7 protein-coding genes and 1 pseudogene are annotated in these 7,586 nt (G+C 62.0%); 7 read left to right on the top strand and 1 reads right to left on the bottom strand.

Annotated features, from left to right (window positions below; all coding sequences use genetic code 11):
* The 7 genes and pseudogenes from AC1DOC_RS11470 to AC1DOC_RS11440 form a co-directional block, all read left to right on the top strand.
* Window positions 1–195: pseudogene (locus tag AC1DOC_RS11470) on the top strand (type II secretion system F family protein); the annotation flags it as partial.
* A complete protein-coding gene (locus tag AC1DOC_RS11465) occupies window positions 192–1,181 on the top strand; it encodes a tetratricopeptide repeat protein (protein WP_478081139.1) in 990 nt (329 codons plus the stop codon). The pseudogene AC1DOC_RS11470 and the gene AC1DOC_RS11465, both read left to right, overlap by 4 nt.
* Entirely contained in the window at window positions 1,178–1,615 is a 438-nt protein-coding gene (locus AC1DOC_RS11460; protein ID WP_478081140.1) for a DUF3613 domain-containing protein, read from the top strand. Before AC1DOC_RS11465 ends, AC1DOC_RS11460 begins: the two co-directional genes overlap by 4 nt.
* Before the next feature lie 28 nt (window positions 1,616–1,643).
* Window positions 1,644–2,123, top strand: coding sequence for a TadE/TadG family type IV pilus assembly protein (locus AC1DOC_RS11455; protein WP_478084109.1), 480 nt, complete (start codon window positions 1,644–1,646; stop codon window positions 2,121–2,123).
* Window positions 2,120–2,611, top strand: coding sequence for a TadE/TadG family type IV pilus assembly protein (locus tag AC1DOC_RS11450; protein ID WP_478081142.1), 492 nt, complete (start codon window positions 2,120–2,122; stop codon window positions 2,609–2,611). Before AC1DOC_RS11455 ends, AC1DOC_RS11450 begins: the two co-directional genes overlap by 4 nt.
* Window positions 2,608–4,377: a TadG family pilus assembly protein gene (locus AC1DOC_RS11445; RefSeq protein WP_478081143.1), complete on the top strand. Its 1,770-nt coding sequence runs from the start codon at window positions 2,608–2,610 to the stop codon at window positions 4,375–4,377. The genes AC1DOC_RS11450 and AC1DOC_RS11445 overlap by 4 nt, the downstream gene beginning before the upstream one ends.
* A 29-nt stretch (window positions 4,378–4,406) precedes the next feature.
* Window positions 4,407–5,843: a sigma 54-interacting transcriptional regulator gene (locus AC1DOC_RS11440; protein WP_478129816.1), complete on the top strand. Its 1,437-nt coding sequence runs from the start codon at window positions 4,407–4,409 to the stop codon at window positions 5,841–5,843.
* Window positions 5,844–5,859: 16 nt separating this feature from the next.
* Here the strand turns inward: AC1DOC_RS11440 and AC1DOC_RS11435 are convergent, their stop codons facing one another.
* Window positions 5,860–7,416 carry a TolC family protein gene (locus AC1DOC_RS11435; protein ID WP_028256496.1) on the bottom strand — a complete coding sequence of 519 codons (1,557 nt, stop codon included), beginning with the start codon at window positions 7,414–7,416 and terminating at the stop codon, window positions 5,860–5,862.
* Window positions 7,417–7,586: the final 170 nt, after the last annotated feature.

The raw sequence follows: 7,586 nt of genomic DNA, 5'->3' as shown, positions 1-7,586 counted from the left end.
CTGCAAGAGCCGTTGCGCATTTTCAGTGACCGGTTGCGCGAACACAGGCGTTCCGAAATGAAGGAACGCATTGGAAAGATCACGGTGAAGATGACCGCAGTCATGGTGACTACGCTGCTCCCGGCGCTCGTCATCGTGACAGCAGGACCGGGCTTCATCGCGATATTCCGTTCATTGGGAGCCATCGCTAGATGAAAACGTTCGAGACTTTCACGCGCTCACGGCTCGTTCACAGCACGCTGGCTGCCATCGCCGTTGGTGCCGCATCGCTGGGTATCAGTGGTTGTGCGGCCCCCAAGGACCAATATCCTGCCAGTGCCGACGCGCAACAACGCGTAGCGGCCGAGATGATGGCAGACACAAAGGCAGGAGCCTCCATCGACACCCAAGCCACCTACTTGAAGCTCGTCGAGCAGATGCAGAGGGAGGATCTCTGGTTTGCATCGCTCGCGCACATCGACGCTCTGGAGCAGCGTTGGGGTGTATCGCCTGAGTCCACGCGCGCACGCGCCGAAGCACTGCGCCAAACGGGTCAGGCTGGGCTCGCTGAAACCGCCTACAGGCGGCTGTTGGGTTCCCGCTTGGAAAGCGCAGGCTACCGCGGCTTGGGCCTGCTAGCAGGCACGCGCGGCAATTACGCTGAGGCAGTGCAGTTGCTCACGCAGGCGCAACGCCGCACGCCCACCGACGCCTTGCTGCTGAGCGACTTGGGCTACGCTCATCTACGCGCCGGCCAGTTCGAGGAGGCACGACTGCCGCTGATGCAGGCCCTGCAGTTACGCCCCGATAGCACGCAGGCACAAGCCAATCTCGCGCTCTATCTGGAAGTAGCCAATCAGCGGGATCAAGCAAGAGCGTTGATGGATGCGCACCGCATGCCCGAGGCGACGCGCTTGGCTGTGCGAGAAGCAGCTCTGCAGATACGTTCACTAGGCGCGGCAGGGTGGTTGGCAGCCCCGATCGAATCCTCAAAGGATATTGCCACGCCGGGACCGAGTGCGGCATCTAGCCAGGCACTTGCATCCGGGAGCAACGAGCCTATTGCCGAACCTCTTGCGCTCAAGCGGTCCCGCTGGACCGGCTCCGGGAGCCCACGCACAGCCGGCCAATCGAACTCCGCCTCGGCTAATTCGGCTGTGTCCCTGTCACCGAATCCTTCGACCTTACGAGGTATCCAATGAAAAACGAGCGTCGCTCTCTTTCGAAGCCGTCCGCGTTCTGCTTGTCCGCTGTGTTGATGCTCGTCACCTCTGTCGCCCTGGCGCAGGAGACCAAGATTGCTAACCCGGAAACCGCATCCTCCAGTCCCGCGATCAAGTCCCCGCCTTCTGGTGCCTCATCCCCCGCGCACGCGCTCCAGCAAAGGCAGGAAGAAATGATCGTTGACGACGAGGAACTCTTCTACGAGCCGTTGCGAGTCGGAGATGCAACGCAAAGTCTTCTGGCATGGCAACGCGGCGGAGAGATTGCTTCCGTCACACCTCGTCCGATCGTAGGCGCTGTTGCGAACCGCAGCTACGAGCGCTATCTCAAGAGCTTTGAGTTTCCGATACCGGAGCGTATGACCTCCTCCGTTAAGTCCACAAGCGGATGGGGCGGAAACCCCGGCAAATGATCTGCGCCTCTCTCGCACGAGTTCCATCATGAAAGCCTCAGTTGCTCAGTCGGCTGCAGCGGGTCGCCAACGAGGGGTCTATGCGATTGAGTACGCCTTCGTTTTCCTCATCTTTTTCACAATTCTGTACGCCATCATTTGCCTCGGCATCATCTTCTCGCTTCGCTTCGCAATGCAGAACGCGGCGGAGGATGGTGCACGAGCAGCGTTGCGCTATCAGACGGACATTTCGGGGCGCGAGACGAAGGCTATCGCGGTCGCAAAACTCCAGACGGACGGTCTGTTTCCAAGCAAGCCAACTGTCGTTGCAACAGTGTGCAGCGTTGAGGGCGCCAATTGCGATCCTGCAAAGCGCGCCTGCGGCGCTGCATGGGAACAACGTTGCCAAGTCACCGTGACGATCACGGCAAACGGGTTCGCGGGACTGCTACCGCCGCTGCCAGGTTTTGCGGTTCCAGATGCGCTAGTCGTGCAGGCAAGCATGTTGCTGGACGGGAGAGCGCTGTGAAAGTCGCCGATACCCGAGAAAACGCTCCCGCCTCGCTCCAACGAGGTGTCGCGGCCATCGAGTTTGCATTCGCTTTTTCTGTGCTGTTTCTGGTCCTGTACGGAGTCGCTACCTTCGGTGCCGTCCTTTATATCCAGCAAGTAGTGTCAAGAGCAGCGGAGGACGGGGCAAGGGCGGTAACCATGCTGCCCTCGAAGTTGGTAGAGGACGATCCAAAAATTCAGGAGGCGGTGTATGCCTCGCTCGCCGCCGCACTCATAGTGCCAAGCGAAAGCAATGGAAGTTCTGCAGATCGTCTTGCTTGGATAAAGAAGAACACAAAAGTCAGGGTAGGCATAGTCGGCAGCGACGGGCAAGTCGCGGTGTCGGTTGTCTATGACTACAGCGCCAACCGCATGCTGCCATCACTGAGCATCAGTCCGTGGATGCCCGATGACGTGGTCGGGCAAGCTACCGCGATGCAAGTCTCCGAGGGATCATCTACATGATTCCGCAGTCCTTTTGCTTTCGAAGCGGCACCGGTTCATTGAGGCCAAGAAAGCAACGCGGCTCGTTGCTGATCAATCTTGCCATTGCGCTCAGCTTGATCATTGTCGTTCTCATCGGAACCGAACTGGGCTATCTCTTCTTCATGAAGCGCGAGGTCCAGAAAGCGGCCGACTTGGCGGCGCTTGCCGGCGCACAGCAGATATCGACCAGTGGCGGCTGCGCGACCGCGAAAGCTGCTGCCAAGCTCAGTGCCAACGGCGCCAGCAGTACCGATCCCAACCGCAACCTTCCCGCGACGTTCTCGCTGGAAGACGGAGAGATCGAGTGCGGCAAATGGGATCCGGCCAAGGCGACGATTGATCACTTCGAGGTCGCGACGATCGATTTGAACGCGGTTCGTGTCACGATCAACAAGGCACCGCTTGCCATTCTTCCCTTCTTCGAAACCGATCGGACGATCCAAGCCAACGCAGTGGCCGCCAATGATCCGATTGCTGGATTCTCTCTAGGAACAGGCGTCGCCAGTCTCGACAAAGGAGTGCTCAACCAATTTTTAAGCGGACTGCTTGGCACGAGCAATCAAATAGCTCTCGAACTGGTGAGCTACAAGGGTCTAGCAACTGGTTCAATACGACTGCTTGACTTGATATCAGCCATGCCTAGCGTCGGCACAGTCAAAGAACTCCTGGATACGCGCATCCAGTTGAGAGAGTTCATCTTGGTAATGATCAAAGCTCTCGGTGCAACTAATCCTGTTGCAGTAGAAGCTCTCAATGGGATTCTTGCAGCCGATGTCCGAACGGCAGAAATCAAGATCGGCGACTTGATCAAGGTGACCACGCCGTCTCCGGAAGGAGCCGCAAGTGCAAACGTGAACGTTTTGGAATTGCTGATGGTCACTGCGCAGATTGCCAATGGAAAGAACGCTGCCAGTCTCGGTACTGGCCTCAATCTTGGCCCTCTCGCCACGGTGGATATGACACTGAGCATCGTCGAACCCCCATCCATTGCCATCGGCCCCGCAGGCAAGGACAGCAACAATAAATGGAAGACTCAAGCCCACTCCGCAGCTATTCGATTATTCCTAGATGCCAAGGTCGTTGATACGAGCAAAATCCCTCTGGTGGGTCTCATCACGGATATTAAGTTGCTCCATCTACCTCTCTATATCGAGGTTGCACCTGGCCAAGCTTGGTTGACTGAGATTCAATGCAACACGCCCCGAAAGGACGCGAAGGTTACGATTGCCTCTCAACCTGGAGTTGCCAATGTCTGCATCGCGGATGGGATGGATACGCAGATGACTAATATGGCGACAGCACCTAGTTGTACAGACTCTGCAACGATCAGTAAGGTCTCGCTGCTGACCATTCCTCTTCTTGAGGTCAAGGCGGCGCTCCCTCTTTCTGCCACGGTGCCGGCTCAGAACGCCGTACAGATGCATTTCGACGGCCTCATCGGGAATGAGGACGATATTCAGCGCAGTACATCCAATACAGTTGGCTCGGTACTTTCGACAGCCGTTGGAGGGTTGATTGGCGGGCTCAATTTAAAGGCCTGCCTCCTTGGAATTTGCTCAAGCACCCTGTATGCCAACGAACTCAAAGGGTTACTCAGTACCCTCAATACCGCTGTGATTACTCCGCTTCTTAGCCTCCTCGATGCCGTTATCCAGCCGCTGCTCAGTCTGCTCGGCGTGCAGTTGGGATACAGCGATGTTCATCACCAATCCCTTACATGCAGTGAAGCGAAGCTTGTCTACTAAAGATCTTTTTCCCTGAGCTTTCTCGATCAATGACCGCCCCCAACTTCGACGAACTCGACCTCTTTGTCTGGGAAGGCAAGGCCGACATCCTCGACCGTATCGCGCGGTGCATGGCGAGCTTCGACGTGGAGGTGATCCGGGCCGATGGCTTGCCGCCTCCGCAGCAGGATCGCGGCACTGCGCTTCGGCCTTCGGTGGCCATCCTCAGCGTCACGGTCATCGACAGTGGCGGCCTTGCGCATGCCACCGAGCTGCTGCATGGCATGCCGGTGATCTGGGTGGCGGCCGCCTCGCGGGAGCGGGACTCGCGCACGTATCCGCCCGAGTACCTGCACGTGCTGCCCTACGACTTCACCTGCGCCGAGCTGCGCACGATGGTGGCCAAGCTGGTGCGGCAGCTGCGCGCGCGCGATGTGGCGCCGCAGGCGCCCGATGTGCTGGTGGCGCATTCGGATGCGATGAAGTCGCTGCTGGCCGAAGTGGGTGCCTTTGCCGATTGCAACCACAGCGTGCTGGTGCGCGGCGAAACGGGCGTGGGTAAGGAGCGCATCGCGCAGCAGCTGCACCTGGGGCACCAGCACTACAGCAAGGGCGCGTTCGTGGCGGTGAACTGCGGTGCGATTCCTGACGGACTCTTCGAATCGCTCTTCTTCGGCCACACCAAGGGCTCGTTCACGGGCGCCGTGCATGCGCACCGCGGCTACTTCGAGCAGGCGACGGGCGGCACGCTGTTCCTGGACGAGATCGGCGATCTGCCGCGCTACCAGCAGGTAAAGCTGCTGCGCGTGCTGGAAGACAACGCGGTCACGCGGCTGGGTGCCACGGCGCCGATCCGGGTCGACTTCCGGCTGGTGGCGGCCACCAACCGCAACCTGCGCGAGATGGTGGCGAGCGGAGAATTCCGCGCCGACCTGTTCTACCGGCTCGCGGTGATCGAGCTGCATGTGCCCAGCCTGGAGGAGCGCGGGGAGATCGACAAGATCGCGATCTTCAAGGCGCTCTTGGCCAATGTGCTGGGCGACGAGCTCGAGACGCTCGGGGAAACGCCGCACTGGCTCAGCGATGCGGTGGCCGAGACCTACTTTCCCGGCAACGTGCGGCAACTGCGCAACCTGGCCGAACGGGTGGGCGTGATCGCGCGGCAGCTGCACAGCTGGGACCAGAACCTGATCCAGCGCGCCATTGCGCTCACGCGCGGCACGCCGACGCTGGCGGCAGGCGCTGCTGCGGAGCGCAACGGCCATGGCGGCGGCGGCACCATGAACGGCGTGGCGCTCGACGGCAATGGCGATCGCAAGGGATGGAACAGCAGCGAGCGCAACCGCATCATCGCGGCGCTGGAGATCAACGACTGGAAGCGCCAGGACACCGCGCAGCACCTGGGCATCAGCCGCAAGGTGCTGTGGGAAAAGATGCGCAAGTACCAGATCCTCGACGGCGAGCCCGGCATCCCCGAGGACGCCTGAACCCGCTGCGGCTCGCTTAGCGGTTCGCCAGCCGCGCCGCCCGGCGCAGCGGCGGGTTCGCCGCGGTTGCGGTGGCACCGCGCTCGGCCACAACAGGCTCGCTGGCGCAGCCTGCGTTGCTCGAGATGCACAGCGCGGTGAGCAGTCCGTCTTCGCTCAGCGCGGGCCGGTTCGGCGGGCCGAAGATGCGGTCGATCCAGGAATTGCTCGCGTCGGCGTCGATGCGCAGTTCGCCGGTGGTGCGCGCCAGGCGCAGCTCGGTGATGCGCAGGTCGAACACGGCGTCGACGTAGTCGAACAGCAGGTTGTAGTAGTCGAGCTGCGCGTCGAGCACTGCGGGCAGTGTTTCGCGGCCGAACTCCATCAGCCGGCGGCGCCCGCGAAAGGCCTGGCCCGATGTGCTGACGGCCTCCGCCAGCTGCCGCTCGCGCTCGCGTCCGGACACGGCGCGCGACCATGAGGCCGAGGTGAGCTCCAGCAGGTTGAGCTTCACGCCTTCGAGCTTGGCTTCCTGGTTGGCGACTTCGGCCAGGGCCGACTTCAGGCGCAGCTGGCGGTCGAAGCCGTTGCCGAAGTTCCAGTTGAGCTCGAAGGCCGCGCGCGTCGGGTCTTGCGGCGACACGCCGCGCGGGTCCTTGCTTTTGACGACCACCGCATCCACGGTCGGCCAGATGCTGGCCTCCTGCTGGTCGACCAAAGCCTGGGCGCGTGCCACGCGGCCCTTGGCTTCGGAGATTTCGGTGCTGCGCTCCTCGGCGCGGCGCAGGGCCTCTTCGTGCGAAGCGATGCGCCAGTACGCGGGCGCGGCCAGCACGGGCAGCGAATCGGTGTTGGGCGTGAACTTGAAGTAGGTGTTGAACTTGGCCAGCGCCTCGTCGCGCTGCGCCTGGAAGTCGGATTCGCGCGCGGCCACGCTGGCGCGGCGCGCGGCCGCCATGTTCAGGTCGTTCTCGCCGGCGGCGCCGAGCGCCACGCGGCGGGCCTCGGCCTTCGAAAGCTCGGCCACCACCTCGGTGGACTTGCGCGCGATCTGCTTCTTGAGATCGAAGCGCTGCACCTGCAGGTAGGCGGTCAGCGCATCGAGCACCACCTTCTGCGAAGTGGTGACGACGGCCTCGTCGTCGGCCTGGTTGCCGGCCTCGGCGGCGCGAATCGCGGCGTTCATGGCGCCGCCGTCGATCAGGCTCAGGCGCGCCTCGGCGGTGAGCACGGTGTAGTTCTCGGTCTTCGCGTTGTCCGCGCCGCTGTTGTAGGTGCCGGAGGCGGTGCCCATCTTGAAGCGCGGGTAGCGGGCCTTCTTGGCGGCGTCCACGCCAAAGCTGCTGGTGTTGGCGGCGGCTTGCGCGGTCTGCACTTCAGGGTAGTCCTGCGACAGCGCAATGAGCGCCTGCTTCACGCGCTGCGCATAGCTGGCGGCGCCGATCGATGGCGCGGAAAGGCGGCGCGCCGGCATCAGCTGCGCGGGCGCCTCCTGCGCCAGGGCGCCCGGAGGAAGCGCAAAGCTCGCGCACAGCACTGCACAAAGAACACCGGTGCCCGCTGGGCGCCGGCCGGCCACGTTGCTGCCCATCATGGTTCGCGGAAGGCTTCGCGCCGCAGCTTGAGCACGGGCCGAAGGATGTACCAGATGAACGGATCGGTGCCCACCTTCAGGTCGACCTCCGACTCCATGCCGGCGGTGATGCGGTTCTCTTCGCGGCCCACGTGGGCCTGCTCGGTGCTCACGAGGATGCGGTAGTACGG

The sequence above is a fragment of the Variovorax sp. 01T439_2 genome (assembly GCF_056398445.1).
The sequence above is the reverse complement of the archived record's forward strand: the minus strand, read 5'-3'. Positions and strand labels throughout refer to the sequence as shown.